Genomic DNA, 15,560 nt, shown 5'->3' with positions numbered 1-15,560 from the left:
ATCTTCAATTGGCGCTATTGCACCAATCCGAAATCCGGAATAGGCAAGCAGAGTGTTATTTCAACTTATCCTGAAACTCCAGATAACGGAACGATAAACCTGCGGAGTTTAAGAAAATTTCATGTCAGCTAGGACTTGTAGACGAATGGATAGCGTCCGTGGCCGACTGTCGATAACGACGGCAGAATTTATCATCAATTTGTCTGCATCAATACCACTGAGCGATCAGAACTGCTCAAAACTTTGGATTGACGTATTACAGAGGCCAGGATGAGGCTTTTCATTGTCCCGTACGCCACGGGCACCTTGCCCGCACCGCCATTAATTACGGCCCGTACTGACAACGCTACGGGGCGCGCCTTGTGATTCGCTGACCGGGAACACTAAATCAACGGCATACCGGAAAATGCCGAAATTTCGGGGCAGAATGCCCGCGCATCACGTGCACCAACCAGCAGGCCCGACGTTGGCGCGAAGGTATCACCTTCCCGCGTCGATGGACACTCGCTTTGCTCCTCCTAGAGGGAACCTTGGAAACACATGAGAATTTAGGTTTTAGTTTTCCCTCCCGGCACAGCCCTAGTAACGTCCGAAACAGACGGTGCGTTCTTAATACCCACCGTCCGTCATCTCAACTTCACTGCAAGGGAGAAAACATGTCGAACACGAAAAGCACTCCGGCGAGCAAAACCCGCAAAGAAAATGCTGAAGGTGGCTTCGTCGCCCCGGCAGTCCTGCGCGACTCGTTGCAGTCGGTGCTGATTCAACTGCTCGACTTGCAGCTGGTAGGCAAGCAGATCCACTGGAATGTCGTGGGCCCCAACTTCCGAGATCTTCATAAGAATCTCGATGAGATCGTCGCCATCGCTCGCCGCGGATCCGACGAGATTGCCGAACGTATGCGTGCCATGCACGTGACTCCGGACGGCCTGGCCGCCACCATCACCAAGTACACCGAACTGGATCAGCCTTCCAACGGGGAGATCCTGACCACCAACGCCGTGGACCTCATCGTCAAGGCCTTGGAAGCAACCGTCGGGGTCATGCGTGAGGTGCATGATCCGGTGGACGAGGCGGACCCAACCACTGCGGATATTCTGCACGAGTACATCGCCGCCCTTGAACAGCAGGCCTGGTTCATTAGCGCCGAGACGCGCAAGCCCTAACCTGCCATAACCCAAGTGCGCAGGACCGAAGCATTGCTTCGGTCCTGCGCACCGTTTTATCCGCACCTAGTCGGCTGGGGCCACGCTGCCTGTCTGACCCAGGCCAGCGGTTCTACTTACATGCGCATCTCGCTGTGTGCATTGGCCAGTACCTGACTGATCGAGCCCCGTGCAAAGGCTTCTCGTTGGCGCACCGCACCATTTCCGACCTCCAGAATGTTGCGTAGCGAATGCACCGCAAAGTCGTAGTCCCCACTGGCGCGTAGCGCCGTCTCACAGGTGCGCAGTAGCTTGGACATCAGATCTCGCGGAGTGACCGTGCAACCGTCCCAGGGGTTAATGTGATTTCCGGTCAGCCCATGCTTCGCCGCCTGCCAGAAGGCAAGATCCAGTACTTCGGGCAAGAACTGCGGCAGGTCGCTGCCTGATTGCAACGCTGTGTCGACCAGCGCACGAGCCAGCACGGCCAAGAGTACCGAATCGTGTGCGCGAAGTTGCGAGTCTGCCACACGTAATTCGATGGTCGGGTGGTTTTCCGACAGCCGCACCGACCACCCAATGTGCCCTTGGTCGGGAACCGCCTCGGTCTGGATAAGGGTCTGTAGGCGACGCTCATAATCGGCTGCATCGGCAAAGACTGGCGGGATCCCCTGCACCGACCACTTTCGGTAGTGAATATTCCGCCATGACGAAAACCCGCTGTCGATGCCACGCCACAGCGGCGAATTCGCACCTAGCGCACACAAGAGCGGCAGCCACGGCCGCAGAAAGTTCAGTGCGATGACCCCGGCTGTCCGATCCGGGATCGAGACATGTATATGTAATCCGCACATGTAGTGCTCGTTGGTGATTCCCGGCATTGACGCGTCGATTTCGCGATAACGCTGATTATTGGTCACCGCTGAACTCTTCTGCGCGATCATTGGAGCGGCGCCGAGCCCGGCGACAATCATCGAGGATCCTTCGGCGTGCTGCGCCAGGGCGCGACGAAAACTGCTGAGTTCTTCGATGGCCTGATTTCTGTCCTCACAGATCGCGCTGGCATATTCGAGCTGGCACGCCAACAATTCATGTTGCACCTGCCCATCGCGTTGCGCGTCGAGCAATTCCTTGAAGGGGTTCGGATCCGGTTCGGCGGGCAGCCCAGTCTCTGCATCCAACATGAAAAATTCTTCTTCAATACCGAAGCTGCTCATGGCAATCCCCCTTCTGTCGGCCGAGGGCCGGTACGTCCATGTGGCGGGCGGTCACCCTGGCACTAAACCCATGTCATCAGAGTTTCACCCGGTGAAAGCCGCTACAAGACCACTCTGCCCCGAAAGCTCCCGAAATATGCTGTGCTTTGAGGTCGAGCGCTACCCACTAGAGGCGACTTGTGCTATATAAACTGCCTGCTCATTCCCTACTGTCGGTCCGTATCTTATAGATGCCTGAATGTTCTAGCGCGCCCGAGCATGGTTGCCTAGCCTGTACGTTAACGAGCGCAAGCTTCTAGCAACGTATGGTCAGGCGAGAGGTGAAAATATGGCAAGCACGAACGACTCCAGCCGCATCAAGGACGAAGAACTGTACGACGAGCTGCGCGAGGAGGGGAACTCCAAGCAGAAGTCGGCACGCATCGCTAACGCCGCGGCTCGTGACGGACGATCGAAAGTGGGCAAGCGCGGTGGAAAATCCGGCAGCTACGAAGACTGGACCGTGGATGAACTCAAGTCTCGGGCCAAAGAAATTGGCCTGAAAAACTACTCGAATAAGCGTAAGCAGGAGCTCATCGATATGCTCCGCAACAGCTAGCACGTGGCTAGCGGTGGACAAGCAGTTTCTACCACCTACTGCACCCGACACCACCCACCACAGACCCAGCCCCCAAGCCACGTGGCGGAAGGAAGGACACAGAACATGACCTCACCAAATGCACGGGAGTCGTCGCACCGCCCACGACGCGGCCTGTGGTTGCTCATCGGCGGCATTGTCGTCGCCGGTTTCTTCCTTACCTTCCTGCTCATTTCGCAGAGCGCGGCCACGTCACTGACACCCATGTGGATCGGCGTGGCCTGGGGTGCCCTCATGGCGGTCTGGGGGCTGTATCGGCTACTCAAAGGGCCCAGCAAGCTCGACCACCCGCAGGGTGGTACCGACGCTGGAGCCTGAGCACCTAGATAACCGTGGGCCCCGTCGGTAGATGCCGGCGGGGCTCGGCGGCGCACCGTAGGCACTGAGTACTCAGTGCCGTCCTAGTAGTCCTTGGGATCGTGAGCTATACGGCGATCCCCCAATGCACCGAGGGTGAGGATATCGTTGAGAATCTGGAAACCGGAGTATTTTAGGCAGCCCGCCCTGATTCTGATCGATATGCAAAATGCCTTCTTCGAGGCACCGGAGTTGGCGCAACAACGCCGGCAGGTGGTCGACGAATGCAACCGACTCATCGATGCCGCACGGGATCACGGACTGCTGATTGTCAACGTACGCACCATCCACCAACGCGATAAGTCCACCTGGACACTGAGCATGTTGGAAGACGACCAAGGCTTCCTCTTCGAGGGAACCGAACAGACCCGTAACTTGCCCGAACTGCACATCGGTGAGTGCCCGCAGATCATCAAACATCGCGATAGCGCGTTTTGGCAGACCGACCTCGATGAACTGCTCCGTGCCCACCGGATCGGATCCCTCATTCTGGCTGGCGTAGCCTCCGACTCCTGCGTGGCCTCCACGGCCGGAGATGCATTTGCGGCGAACTACCGCGTGGCGATCGCGAAGCAAGCGGTCGCCTCCGCCGACCCGGATTTCGAGCAAAGCACGCTACATCAACTGGAGGTCCTTCACCGCCAGCCTTCACTGGACACACAGACGCTAATCGACGCCCTTGAACCCCGAAGCTAGGGACAGCGCGGGCTGGTTGCCGAGCCGTAGCCATCGACGGCGGTTCGACTCATGATCCTTGGGCCGCCGCAACCTACGCCCTGCTAATGGGCCATAACCGCACGGGTTTCCGACTCTGGGCTGTCCTGCGATGGAGCTGTTCCCGGCCCCGGACCACGACCTCCTTGACAGTAACGGTGCCCTAGAGAAGGGTATGGGCCATGACAGGTCTTGAGTCTCGGCGCTATGCCATCGATGCGATGACGGCGTTGCGTATTGTTCGCGATCACCGCGACATTGCTTCCCGGCACCGCCTGGTTGGCCCGAGTGTGCTGCGTAGCCACGTGCTTTCGCTGCTCTATCGCCAGGTCCGCCAGGGGACGCTCGATGAGAAGACAGCGCGGCAGGAGCTCGAAGGAATCGCGAGCCTCAAAATCCGGCTACTCGGTGACCGAGTATCGCGCGCGACTGCCTGGAAGCTCGCGCTACAGCTGGACTGGGATGACACCAAGCTGGCCGAATACCTCGCCGTTGCCACACTACAAGCCGACGCCCTGATCGCGGGCGATGCGCACCTTGTGGCCGCGGCAGCGAATATCGTTCCCCTCGCCGACTACGAGGAACTGCTCTCGTAGGGCACGGTAGCTCACGTCGTGGTGGCGTGGCGCTCTGCGCCAAAACCGCCCGCTTACATCGAGAGAGTCCGGGTCACCGACCGCTACCAAGCACACAACGAGAGTTCGGTGAGAGGCTGGGGATGCGAGTCCCCAGCCTCACCAGCGAGGATGAGTGCTACCTGGTGCGGACGGCTAAGCCACTTCCCGGGGTTGGAGAAAGAAGCCTGGCAATTCGTCTACTGGCGCCACGACCACGTCATAGGCCTTCCAGTCCGTTTCCTCCAGTTCCTCACGAACCTGACGCAGCCGCTCCTCGGTGAGCTCGCCGGGAATCGGCACCACGAAGGCTTCAATGTGCATCACCTGACCCAGCTCGCGGGCACGGATGGCGAAGTCCTTGATCCACCCATAGGTCTTCAGCTGCGCTTCCAGCGTGGTGATCAACGGGTGCGGGTCGGTGCCATCGTATGAGGTGGATCGGCGATCTAGCAGGTCCACGATCGCCGACTTCATGTTCGTCCATCCGTCTTGAATGATGCCTGCGGAAATCACCAACGCCGCGGCACCGTCCAGCCACCAGATACCAAAGGCGATGCCTCCGACACCGATAACCGATGCCAGGTTGGTCTGCCAGTCGGCCTTGGCCATCTTCGCGTCCGCCTGTAGCAGTTTGTTGTGCAGCGGCTTCGACGCCTTGATCTTCAACCGGCCGAGGATCACCGCCGGTACCGAGAGCACAACCATGACGGTGATCATCAGCCAGCCTTGCCAGATGGTGTGGCCGAAAAGATTCATGGTGCCGATGGTGGGATGCTCGGCCTTGACCAGACTCGATACCGCTTCGTAGACCAGCATCGCACCCACTGCGAGCAGGGCTACGCCGGCGACGAGGTGTCCGGCGCTCATGCTGCGGTGATAGCCGTAGGGATGGGTTGGGCGCCGTGGCTTACGCACCACAAGACAAGCGATGAGAAAGGCCAGCTGTGGAAGCACGGACAGCATGTCTTCCACCCAAGCCGTGCGCATGGCCTGCGAGTTACCGACCACCAGCGCCACGGCGGTGATCGTGCAGGCGGCGTATCCGATGCTGGCCCACTCGAGTCGGGTGGCCCGGCGCATCTGCTGTTGTTGTTCGCGCGGTAAGTGCGTGCCGGCTTCGGGGATCATGGCATCTCCTGAGTCTGGTCGAGGAAATATTCCAGCTCGCTCAAGAAGGCGTTCTCCCCCGGCGGTACCAAGAGCACCAGTTTTTCCTTCTTGCCCTTCTCGTCGGTGATCTCGGCATAGGGACGGGTGATCCCTACCTTCTCCGACCACGGGGTTTTACTGCTGATTCCCCCGACCACGAGATCCAGCTCGTTTTCCTCGAGCTTTTTCACCAGGCTTTCCTCGCCGCCGAGCACAAATTCCGGCTGAGCTCCAAGATGCGCGGCAAACTCCTTGCTCAGTTCCACATCGCGGCCACCCAAGGAACCGCCGTCGATCTTCACGAGCTGCTCATGTGGGGTGACACCCACGCGCAGGGTGTCGTTGCGTACCGAATCCAGCGTTCCTTCCGGATCCATCGGCAACGACGAGGCACACCCACTGAGCGCCAAGGCCAAACCGCCACAGATTAGGGCCACAACACCACGCAGCCGCCGAACTCTCTTCGACCTCATTGAGATTCCTCCCGTTACTCGAAGTACTACCCATCCACTCTGTGTTGCTTTGAACATACTGAGCAGCGTGCTACGAACCCAGCACTCGCGGGGAACTGTCAGGATGCACAGCATCACTGTGGGATGCGACCCCGCAAGGCGGCCGCATCCCACTGAGACTTAGACGTTATTACTCAGCGACCGGGAAGCGCTCCCAGGCACGGTGCGACGCCAACAGCTCTTCCATCGAATCGCCTACCGCGGGGAGCTCGACGGTTCCAACCCCGGGCGCGTCATCCACAATGCCCGCGGCGTCCAACAACCCATCGCACTGCCCATCGAGGCAGAGTATCGCCTTGCTGTGCCGGTAGACCTCGTTCACCAGCAAGGACACGCGGGGATCCAGCGGGACCGCACCGGCCGAGGGTGCCCCCGCCTTTGCGTCGAGCGGAACCACGGAGTCTCCCGCCGGTGGCAACGGGCCGATCAGGATGAGCGCGTCAAACTCGATGGATCGGGCGGTGAGGTAGGTGCGATCGATTTCCTGGCCGGCTGCGGTCTTCCCGCCCTGCGAGGACACCAACAGCGGACTCATGCCGCGATCGGCGAGCGCCTGGGTGATCTGCTCCAGCCCATCCTCGTTGCCGCGGTTGAACACGATGCCGACCTTCCGGCCATCGACCGGCCAGGTCCCACCGATCTGCGAAAGGGCTGGGCTGGTCTCGGTGGTTGAGGTTTCTTCGGCTGCCGCCGGTGCCTCAAGCCCCAGTGCACCTGCCACCGTGGCGGCCAGCTCCCCGTCGATCTGTGCCAGGCAGTCGATTTGGCGCTGTCGCACGGTGTTATCGGTGCACTTGCCGAGTTCGAACGAATACGCCTGTTGAATGTGGGCGCGTTCGTGGGCGGTCATGCTTTGATAGAACAGACGCGCCTGGCTGTAGTGGTCGGAGAAGCTCGCTGGTTCCTTACGCAGTTTCTGCGTGGCTGGCAACTCCTGCGGGAAGTCCAACGGGGCGTGCTCCCCGGAGGCGACCTGTGCCAGGTACGGGCACCCACCATCCATGGAGTTGGGCTTATAGGGTGCGATCCCCTGCGGCACGTTGTGTTGGTGGTAGCCGTCGCGGAACATGTCGTTGACCGGCGAATGGGGCCGGTTGATCGGAATCTGCGCAAAGTTCGGCCCGCCAAGACGGGTGATCTGCGTATCCAAGTACGAGAAAAGCCGGGCCTGCAGCAGCGGGTCGTCGGTTACGTCGATGCCCGGGACAAGGTGGCCCGGGTGGAAGGCAACCTGTTCGGTCTGGGCGAAGTAGTTCTCGGGGTTCCGGTTCAGCTGCATCTTTCCCAGCGCCTGTACCGGGGCGAGTTCTTCGGGGACGAACTTCGTCGGGTCGAGCAGGTCGATCCCCTCGAAGACGGCGGTCCCATCGTCCGGGAAGATCTGCACCCCCAATTCCCACTCTGGATACTGCCCCGCATCGATGGCCTCGGCCAGGTCACGACGGTGGAAGTCGGGGTCGGCACCCGCGGCGAGCTGGGCTTCTTCCCAGGTGAGCGAGTGCACGCCGAGGCGAGGCTTCCAATGGAATTTCACCAGGGAGGACCGGCCTTCGGCGTTGATCAACCTGAAGGTGTGAACACCGAATCCCTCCATCATCCGGTAGGAGCGCGGGATGCCGCGGTCGCTCATATTCCACATGGTGTGCGCCTGCGCCGGTGTGTGCAGGGAGACGAAATCCCAGAAGGTGTCGTGGGCGGACTGGGCCTGAGGGATCTCCAGATCCGGGTGTGGTTTGACCGCGTGCACCACGTCGGGGAATTTGATGCCGTCCTGAATGAAGAAGACCGGGATGTTGTTGCCCACCAGGTCGAAGACGCCCTCTTCGGTGTAGAACTTGGTGGCAAAGCCGCGGGTATCGCGGGCCGTATCCATGGATCCGCGTGATCCAACCACCGTGGAGAAGCGAACGAAAACGGGTGTGGCCCGCCCGGGCTTCAGAAAGTCGGCTCGGCACAATTCTTCGGCGTTGCCGTAACTGGTGAAGACACCATGGGCGCCGGCTCCGCGCGCATGCACCACTCGCTCGGGAATACGCTCATGATCAAAGTGCATGATCTTCTCGCGCAGGTGGTGATCCTGTAGCAAGGTGGGGCCGCGCTCGCCGGCCTTCAGAGAATGATCGGTGTCGTAAACCGGTGCGCCTTGGGTCGTCGTTAGGCTCTCGCTGTCCTGGCCCGGACCGGAAATTTTAGGGGTTTGGTTCGGCGAAGATTGCTGGGCTGGTTCGTTGGTCAATGCACACTCCTAGCTCTTATCCAAAACGTGCTGGATGTCTGCCACGCTAGGTAATCAATGCACCGGAAGCCAGCGCGCCCAATAATTCTCATGATTCTCACATAAAACCACCACAGCCGCTCTAGTTGCGAACTATTGATCCATCCACCGGAGCTTCACCGAGTAGGGCGCCTTGACGGCTGCGTAGTAGGTCGCGGCACTCGCGCCGGGCCCCGCGCCCTAGGCAGAGAACGAATCCGGGTGATACTGGGAAGATGGATCGATCCTTATTCGAAGCCGACGCATTAGAGGTCGCACCGAAGCTACTGGGCGGGGTGCTGCGCGTGAACAGCGTCGAGGGTGTGGTGGGGATACGGCTCACGGAGGTTGAGGCCTATCACGGAGTGGGCACGTCCGGGCCCTATGATGCCGGGTCGCATTCGCGGAACCGGCGTACCGAACGTAATGCCGCAATGTTCGGAGAACCGGGGTGCGCCTACGTGTATTTGTCCTATGGGATCCATTACGCCCTGAATCTTGTCTGCTCCCCGCCGGGCATCGCCTCGGCGGTCCTGCTTCGCGCCGGAGAAGTCATTGAGGGTGTGGAGTTAGCCCGGGCGCGACGCACCAGCGGGATTAGCGACCATCAGTTGGCCCGTGGGCCTGGCAATCTCGGCCAAGCCCTAGGAATCACGCGCGCGGAGCACAACGGGCGAGATCTTGGCGAGGACCCCTTTGAGTGGGAACCGCCAGCTAGCGCTCCCACCCATTTCGCCCGCGGGCCGCGCGTGGGTGTCGCGCTGGAAGCCGGTGGGCCGCAGTTCCCGTGGCGGTTCTGGCTTCCCGGCGAGCCCAGTGTGTCCGCTTTTCGTCGCGGCCGCGACGCTCCGGCTTGGAAATTCCAGCCGGAGCGTGACGTGGTGCCGTGGTCCTTCCTGCAGCGCTAGAAACTCCAGGTCCAACCGCCGGTTTGATCCGGGTCATAGATCACTTGACCGGTGGCATACGGAGAGTCGAGCATCAGTTGTCCGCGCACCTCTTTGCCGGCTCCAACGGCAATGTCCAGCGGATTCTCCAGTGCACAGGAATAGCTGGCGACGGTGTCGAGCTGGTTGTTCAAGGCGGCATCGGGGCCCGAGGCGGTCGCGAAGACCGAGGCGTCCAGTGGCATGAGCGCGATCTCTTCCTTCACCGTCTTGGCGGCCGAGGCGTCGAGCCGGGCGCTGACATCCAGCAAAAGAAAGGTACCGTTCTCCGGCGTAATGGTCGTGCCATAGCCGCGCAGTTCGCAACTCTCGAGAGCCTTGACGCTGTGGACGGTGATCTCGAAGGAGGGCTCCGTTTGCCCATCAACGGTGAGTTTGCCCGGCTCCCCCAAGGCCTTGAGCACATTCGCCTTTGTGTCGGTGTGCACCTGAGCCCCGGTTTGTGGATCCTTGGCCGCCACGTCGGCGGTGCTGCGCAGGGCCTGCTCCCCCGGTGATTCGGCCACTGCCTTATCGGCCTGATCCCCCAGGAGCACACTGCTGGAGCTAACCGCGAGCAGTGCTGCGGCAGCGAGGGTAATTTTGTGGATCGTTTTCATCAGAATCGTCAATCCCTTCAGGTCTCGTAGCCGCTGGCTACGAGCGTTTGAGGAAGTCACCGGAGTCGATATAGCGACCGGACTCCTTGACCACACGCTCCGAGAAGTCGGTGGTCTTATAGGTCCACGATTGTGAACCATCGGTCATCGTCACCCGCTGGCGGGTATACATGGGACGGCCATCGTATTTGAGCTGGCCTTCATAGACATCGAGCTTCTGCAGCATGCCGGGTCCTCGCGAGGGTGAGTACTGGAACTGCTCGGCCACCACGCTCTTGGGCCCATCGGTCAAAAAGGTCCAGTTCGGGTTCCACAGCTGATAGAGCGACGTATTGGCGATACGTTGATCCATGATCTTTTGCTGCCAACCATCCATGACGTTGTACGCCGACTGTCCGGTGCGCAAGGTTCCGTAGACGGCCACCGAATAAGGCGCAGCACGCACCAAGTCGTTGGCTGCGATCACATAGCCGGTGTATTTGCCGTATTTCACCCGGACCCATCCACCCGGCGCCGTACCGGTGACCGTCACCTTCATGCCGGGGTTCATCCAAAGAATCGCGGAGTCATAAGGGTAGGCTTTCGGGGTTTTACGCAACGGCACACGATGTTCGGTGAAGCGGCCATAGGGGTCGACCGAGGTGGTCGGTGGCACACAGTCCGGTTGCGGACGGTTGGTGACGTCTGTCCACACCCAGCGCCCGTTGTGCCAGACCTCGTCTCCGCGGTTGGCCGAACTCCACCGTGAGTAGCGCACTCTGGTGCCGCAGGCGATGCTACCCACCCGTTGTGCGGTGTTCTTATCGGCCCGGTCGTAGGTGGCTCCGTTGCGTTGGGCGTATCGGTATTCGGCGCGCGGTGCGCTGCGGTCGGTGTTCGAGGCCCACACCCAGCGCCCGTTATGCCAGACCTCATCCCGCCGGTGCGTCGCATTCCACGTCGCGAACTTCACCTTGGTCCCCACGTGGAGCGTGCCAACGGCCTTGTCGCTGCCGGGGTCGGCCCGGTCATAGACGGTGGCGGTGTATTGCGCGTAGCGGTACTCGATCTTCGGTGGGTAGCGGTTGGTGGCCGAGGTCCAGACCCAGCGTCCGTTGAGTTTGATGTTGTCGCGCTTGTTCACAGCATCCCAGGCCCGGTATTCGACCTTGGTGTATTTGCGGATTGTTCCCACGCGCTGGCCGGTGGCTCTATCGGCGCGATCGTAGGTGGCGCCGGTGTATTGCGCGTAGCGGTATTGGCTGGTGCTCGCTGTGCCGTACCTGATGTAGTTGGTGTGGACCCAGCCATTTTTTGAGCCCCAGACGGCCTTGGCCCAGTCTCCGCTCACACTGCCGGTGAGCCAGATTTTACTGCCGTAGGCCATGACCCCGAGCGAGGTCGAGCTGCTCGTGGGTTGCGAGCGCAGGTGCAGGTTTGCGGTCGTCGTGGCCGATCCGACGAATGCGGCGTTGGCCTCGGATTCCTCTATGACAGTCGACGGTGTAGCCACCGTACTAGCTCCAGCCGGCGACACCACCAAGCTCAGCGAGGCCACGAAGGCGAGCAACATCAGTATGGATTTCGGGTGACGGTACGTCATAGTCCCTCTTTCGGGCGCGCCACGTCTTCCTTGATAGACGCCGATGATAGCTACGCGCCGGTAGTGAGTGATGAAACTCCACCATGGCACGCGCCCACCTTTAATTCAAGACCTTGGAATTGTTGAGACCAAGACGCAACCGAGAATTTATCTTTTGTTCCAGCAACACAAAACAGCGGCCGAGCCGACAAGGATCTGTTCCCTGTCGGCTCGGCCGCTTGTGGTGCGTTATGTGATCTGTCTGTCAGCTGGCGGTTAGCGCTGCAGCTGGTAGCCTTCTTCGTCGTGTTCGTGGCTGTCGATGCCAGCCTGTTCCTGTTCGGCGCTGATGCGCCATGGGACGATCTTGTTGATGACGGTGGCGATCACCCAGGTGGCTGCCGCCGAGAAGATGATGACCACTGCACACATCACCAGCTGCGAGACCAGCAACTGGAAGCCGCCGCCGTAGAACAAGCCACCGGCGCTTTCGTCGTTCGGCAGTGCGATGAAGCCCAGGGCCACGGTACCGATGACACCGGCAACCACGTGCACACCGACCACGTCCAGCGAGTCATCGTAGCCCAGCTTCCACTTCAGGTTCACGGCCCAGCCCGAGGCGGCACCGGCCACGAAACCCAGTACCAGGGCCATGCCCGGAGAAACGTTGGCACAGGCCGGGGTGATGGCGACCAGACCGGCGACCAGACCGGAGGCGACGCCGGTCGAGGTGGGGCGCGAACCGCGAACTCGTTCGATGACAACCCAACCAAGAACTGCGGTGGCCGGGGCGGCCAAGGTGTTGACCCAGATCAGGCCAGCTTCTTCAACGGTGGTGGCAGCACCTGCGTTGAATCCGAACCAACCGAACCAGAGCAGTGCGGCACCGAGCATCACCAACGGAGTGTTGTGCGGCTGCGGACGATCATGGAAGTTGTGACGCTGACCGAGCTTCAGAGCAAGAACCAGTGCGGCGATACCGGCGTTGGTGTGGACCACGGCACCACCGGCGTAGTCGATGGCTTCACCGAAGATGCTACCGATGGCACCGTCTGCGCTGAGCAGCCCGCCGCCCCAGACCCAGAAGGCCACCGGTGCGTAAACCAGCGAAACCCACACTGGCACGAAGATCAGCCAGGCGTTGAAGCGGGTACGGTCGGCGATGGCGCCGGAGATAATAGCCACCGCGATCATGGCGAAGGTTCCAGCGAATCCGGCGGCCAGCAGGTCGGCCGGGTCGGTGTTCTCCAGCGCGAATTCACTGAGGGGGTTGCCGATGAATCCGGCAATGGCCGGTTGTCCGGCCACCAACGAGTAGCCCCAGAGGACCCAGACCACTGCGCTTAGTGCAGCGGCTGAGAAGCTCATCAGCATCATGTTGATGACGCCTGTCGAACGAGTCATGCCACCGTAGAACAGTCCGAGTGCCGGTGTCATCAGAAGCACGAGCGCCGCGGCCAGCAGCGTCCATAAATCAGCGGTTGAAAGGTCCATGGCAGGTTATCCCCTCTTGGGATCACAGTGATGAAAAGTTGTCTCACAGTTCACGTCCTCGTTGCCGTAAACCGTGATTCCATCATTGCGGGCCGATGTTTCACCTTAACTGCGCAAGTGTTTCGTTCTGGTGACTTCTCACCAGCTAGTGTTACACCCTTGTTTCGCCTTGCTCACGGCCACTAACGCACCCAGAGAGATGCATCCGGTAGCTCTTCACGCATCCGTTTCTCGAGTTTCCCCGAAAGGCTGGCGGAGAACGTTTCGCTCAAATGCGAGTGGTCAAAGTAGGCGATCACGCCACCGATGACGCTGTAACAGGTTTCATCCGTGCAGAACGCGTCGTTGAGGTTCACCCGGCCAATATCGGGGTCTTTCAGCGCCGCGACCGCCTGATACTGCGGATCCATCGGTTCCCAAGTGTCACGGTCCGCGCTGCATTTCTTGACCGCCTTTTCATCGGCGGCGGCAACGCAGTCGGGCACGTTCTTCATGGTTTTGCCGGGCCACGGGGTGTCGCGGATGACCATGATTTTCGCGCCAGTGGCCTTCCAGTCCTTCAGCGTCTGCTTATAGGCTTCTTCGGCCGGCTTCTCGCTGCCATCCAGCGAATGCCCTTCCACTGGCAGTGATTGGCGGTTTGAGGTGATGATCAGGTCGTAGCCCTTCTCACGGAACTGTTTGGTCACCCAGTCTTCGTACTCGGCACAACCTTCGGTCTTCGCCTCCGACTCGAAGTCCTGCTCCTCATCCATTACCGCGCAGCGGCTGGCCACATAGGTGTCCACGCTCCAGTCATTGCGGTCGGCCATAATTTGCACCGCCGGCAACCAATGTCCGGCATGGGAGTTGCCGACCAGCGCGACCTTCGTTTTCCCCTTGCCGTAGTTACATACTGGTCGCTCGGAAAAGTCGGTGGTTTGGCTGGCGAAGCAATCATCGGCGTAGGCGTCCGGTTTGTCGTTCTTAGCTACCACCGGCGCGGGAGCCAGTTCATCCAGTCCCTCGGTGGCTTCCAGGCAGTCTTCGCTACTGAGCCCATTGGCGGCAAAGCAGCGAACCCCGAGATCCTTTTTGACCTCGGTGACCGAGGCCCGCACATCTTGCACCGAGCTGATGTTGTGTTGTGCCACGGCGTTGAATCCGCCGGCGGTCAGTGCGAGACACAGCGATCCCACGGCGAGGAAGCGTGGAGCCGAGAGCCATGCCGGAGAATCCAGGTACTTCCGAAAACGGGTTTCCACCAAACGCTGGGTCAGCACCGAAAGCACGAAGGCCAATAGGAGCAGACCGATCTTCTGGACGGCTTTAAAGTCCGCGAAGAGGTAGGGGGCCAGGACCAGCAGCGGCCAGTGCCAGAGGTAGAGCGCATAGGAATGATCGCCCAGCACACGCATTGGCCCCCACGCCAGAAACCTTGCCGGTGAATATGGGTGGGTTCCGTGGCTCAGGATCACCAGTGCGGTACCCAGTACGGGCAACAGGGCAATGTAACCGGGGAAGGGAAGTTCGCCGGTGAACAGCAGCGCGCTGCCAAAAATTGCCGCGAGGCCCACCCAGCTGGCCACGGCGCTCAGTGCATCGGCCTTCGGGGCCACCGCCCGCGTGCCAAGTGCTGCCACGAGGGCACCGACGGCGAACTCCCACGCGCGGGTGAAGGTGGAGAAGTAGGCAATCCCGGCGTCTTCGTTGGTTTGCAGCACGCTGAAGACCAGCGAGCCGAGGAAGATGACGCCCACCGCACCGAGCACGGCGGTGCGCAGCGGGATGCGGCGCTTCAGGGCAACAAAGGCCACGACTCCGATGAGCACCGGCCAGACGAAGTAGAACTGCTCCTCCACCGCCAGTGACCAGAAATGCTGGAAGGGACTCGGCGCATCGGCTTCGGCCATATAGTCGACCTTGCTCGTGGCAAGGTACCAGTTTTGCATGTAGAAGGTAGCCGCTAGAGCCTGGATCCCCCAGTCCTGCCACACGGTTTCCGGGGCCAGTAACCAGATACCCAAGACGCTGAGCAGAATGACCAAAAATGACGCCGGTAGCAGGCGTTTGACGCGGCGCATCCAGAAGGAGATGACCTGTTTAAGGCCTTGGGGCGGGGCCTTGATGAGGTGGGCGGTGATGAGGAAGCCGGAGATGACGAAGAAGACGTCGACACCGATAAATCCACCCGGGAGCCGGTGTGGCCAAAAATGGTAAAGCACCACCGCGGCTACTGCGATCGCACGCAGCCCTTGGATATCGGCACGGAAACCTCGGATGGTACTGGCAGTCATCGGCTGACGCTGCTTCTGCTGGATCAAACTCACCTACGTGTTGGTCCTTCGCTGTCGCTGTGACCGGAATACCGATCCGGT

14 protein-coding genes are annotated in these 15,560 nt (G+C 60.5%); 6 read left to right on the top strand and 8 right to left on the bottom strand.

Going from position 1 to position 15,560, the window contains the following annotated elements:
• Positions 1-656 precede the first annotated feature (656 nt).
• Positions 657-1,166 carry a Dps family protein gene (locus tag ACYU0X_RS07990; protein WP_309407394.1) on the top strand — a complete coding sequence of 170 codons (510 nt, stop codon included), beginning with the start codon at positions 657-659 and terminating at the stop codon, positions 1,164-1,166.
• 116 nt (positions 1,167-1,282) lie between these two features.
• On the opposite strand, the gene ACYU0X_RS07985 is transcribed toward ACYU0X_RS07990, so the two are convergent.
• Positions 1,283-2,362, bottom strand: a complete 1,080-nt coding sequence (locus tag ACYU0X_RS07985) for a carboxylate-amine ligase (RefSeq protein WP_461902692.1) — start codon at positions 2,360-2,362, stop codon at positions 1,283-1,285.
• Positions 2,363-2,690: 328 nt separating this feature from the next.
• Between ACYU0X_RS07985 and ACYU0X_RS07980 the strand changes: the two genes are divergently transcribed.
• From ACYU0X_RS07980 to ACYU0X_RS07965, 4 genes are all read left to right on the top strand, one after another.
• Complete coding sequence (locus tag ACYU0X_RS07980) at positions 2,691-2,960, top strand: DUF7218 family protein (protein WP_418909170.1); 270 nt, start codon at positions 2,691-2,693, stop codon at positions 2,958-2,960.
• A 105-nt stretch (positions 2,961-3,065) separates the two neighbouring features.
• Entirely contained in the window at positions 3,066-3,317 is a 252-nt protein-coding gene (locus ACYU0X_RS07975) for a hypothetical protein (RefSeq protein ID WP_461902691.1), read from the top strand.
• A 135-nt stretch (positions 3,318-3,452) separates the two neighbouring features.
• A complete protein-coding gene (locus ACYU0X_RS07970) occupies positions 3,453-4,052 on the top strand; it encodes a cysteine hydrolase family protein (protein ID WP_461902690.1) in 600 nt (199 codons plus the stop codon).
• Between the two features lie 200 nt (positions 4,053-4,252).
• Positions 4,253-4,666, top strand: coding sequence for a hypothetical protein (locus ACYU0X_RS07965; RefSeq protein WP_461902689.1), 414 nt, complete (start codon positions 4,253-4,255; stop codon positions 4,664-4,666).
• Positions 4,667-4,840: 174 nt separating this feature from the next.
• On the opposite strand, the gene ACYU0X_RS07960 is transcribed toward ACYU0X_RS07965, so the two are convergent.
• The 3 genes from ACYU0X_RS07960 to ACYU0X_RS07950 all read right to left on the bottom strand — a co-directional run bounded on the left by ACYU0X_RS07960 (position 4,841) and on the right by ACYU0X_RS07950 (position 8,584).
• Positions 4,841-5,815: a cation diffusion facilitator family transporter gene (locus ACYU0X_RS07960; protein WP_461902688.1), complete on the bottom strand. Its 975-nt coding sequence runs from the start codon at positions 5,813-5,815 to the stop codon at positions 4,841-4,843.
• On the bottom strand, positions 5,812-6,309 hold the full coding sequence (locus ACYU0X_RS07955; protein WP_461902687.1) for a transporter substrate-binding domain-containing protein: 498 nt from the start codon (positions 6,307-6,309) through the stop codon (positions 5,812-5,814). The genes ACYU0X_RS07960 and ACYU0X_RS07955 overlap by 4 nt, the downstream gene beginning before the upstream one ends.
• A gap of 169 nt (positions 6,310-6,478) precedes the next feature.
• Positions 6,479-8,584 carry a catalase gene (locus ACYU0X_RS07950; RefSeq protein ID WP_461902686.1) on the bottom strand — a complete coding sequence of 702 codons (2,106 nt, stop codon included), beginning with the start codon at positions 8,582-8,584 and terminating at the stop codon, positions 6,479-6,481.
• A gap of 254 nt (positions 8,585-8,838) precedes the next feature.
• Between ACYU0X_RS07950 and ACYU0X_RS07945 the strand changes: the two genes are divergently transcribed.
• Entirely contained in the window at positions 8,839-9,510 is a 672-nt protein-coding gene (locus ACYU0X_RS07945) for a DNA-3-methyladenine glycosylase (RefSeq protein ID WP_461902685.1), read from the top strand.
• Here the strand turns inward: ACYU0X_RS07945 and ACYU0X_RS07940 are convergent.
• From ACYU0X_RS07940 to ACYU0X_RS07925, 4 genes are all read right to left on the bottom strand, one after another.
• Positions 9,507-10,148: a hypothetical protein gene (locus ACYU0X_RS07940; RefSeq protein ID WP_461902684.1), complete on the bottom strand. Its 642-nt coding sequence runs from the start codon at positions 10,146-10,148 to the stop codon at positions 9,507-9,509. The genes ACYU0X_RS07945 and ACYU0X_RS07940 overlap by 4 nt on opposite strands.
• 37 nt (positions 10,149-10,185) lie before the next feature.
• Positions 10,186-11,730 (bottom strand): SH3 domain-containing protein, encoded by a 1,545-nt coding sequence (locus tag ACYU0X_RS07935; RefSeq protein WP_461902683.1) that lies wholly within the window; start codon positions 11,728-11,730, stop codon positions 10,186-10,188.
• A gap of 255 nt (positions 11,731-11,985) precedes the next feature.
• A complete protein-coding gene (locus ACYU0X_RS07930) occupies positions 11,986-13,203 on the bottom strand; it encodes an ammonium transporter (protein WP_461902682.1) in 1,218 nt (405 codons plus the stop codon).
• 182 nt (positions 13,204-13,385) lie between these two features.
• A complete protein-coding gene (locus ACYU0X_RS07925) occupies positions 13,386-15,512 on the bottom strand; it encodes an acyltransferase family protein (protein ID WP_461902681.1) in 2,127 nt (708 codons plus the stop codon).
• Positions 15,513-15,560: the final 48 nt, after the last annotated feature.

It is taken from the genome of Glutamicibacter sp. X7 (genome assembly GCF_054889245.1).
Note: the sequence above shows the minus strand (reverse complement) of the source record. Positions and strands in the feature narration are given on the sequence as shown.

What these genes read in the sequence shown, in the direction of transcription:
- ACYU0X_RS07940 (WP_461902684.1), bottom strand. Translation starts at nt 10,148, where the DNA reads ATGAAAACGATCCACAAAATTACCCTCGCTGCCGCAGCACTGCTCGCG.
- ACYU0X_RS07985 (WP_461902692.1), bottom strand. Translation starts at nt 2,362, where the DNA reads ATGAGCAGCTTCGGTATTGAAGAAGAATTTTTCATGTTGGATGCAGAG.
- ACYU0X_RS07960 (WP_461902688.1), bottom strand. Translation starts at nt 5,815, where the DNA reads ATGATCCCCGAAGCCGGCACGCACTTACCGCGCGAACAACAACAGCAG.
- ACYU0X_RS07990 (WP_309407394.1), top strand. Translation starts at nt 657, where the DNA reads ATGTCGAACACGAAAAGCACTCCGGCGAGCAAAACCCGCAAAGAAAAT.
- ACYU0X_RS07945 (WP_461902685.1), top strand. Translation starts at nt 8,839, where the DNA reads ATGGATCGATCCTTATTCGAAGCCGACGCATTAGAGGTCGCACCGAAG.
- ACYU0X_RS07980 (WP_418909170.1), top strand. Translation starts at nt 2,691, where the DNA reads ATGGCAAGCACGAACGACTCCAGCCGCATCAAGGACGAAGAACTGTAC.
- ACYU0X_RS07930 (WP_461902682.1), bottom strand. Translation starts at nt 13,203, where the DNA reads ATGGACCTTTCAACCGCTGATTTATGGACGCTGCTGGCCGCGGCGCTC.
- ACYU0X_RS07935 (WP_461902683.1), bottom strand. Translation starts at nt 11,730, where the DNA reads ATGACGTACCGTCACCCGAAATCCATACTGATGTTGCTCGCCTTCGTG.
- ACYU0X_RS07965 (WP_461902689.1), top strand. Translation starts at nt 4,253, where the DNA reads ATGACAGGTCTTGAGTCTCGGCGCTATGCCATCGATGCGATGACGGCG.
- ACYU0X_RS07955 (WP_461902687.1), bottom strand. Translation starts at nt 6,309, where the DNA reads ATGAGGTCGAAGAGAGTTCGGCGGCTGCGTGGTGTTGTGGCCCTAATC.
- ACYU0X_RS07975 (WP_461902691.1), top strand. Translation starts at nt 3,066, where the DNA reads ATGACCTCACCAAATGCACGGGAGTCGTCGCACCGCCCACGACGCGGC.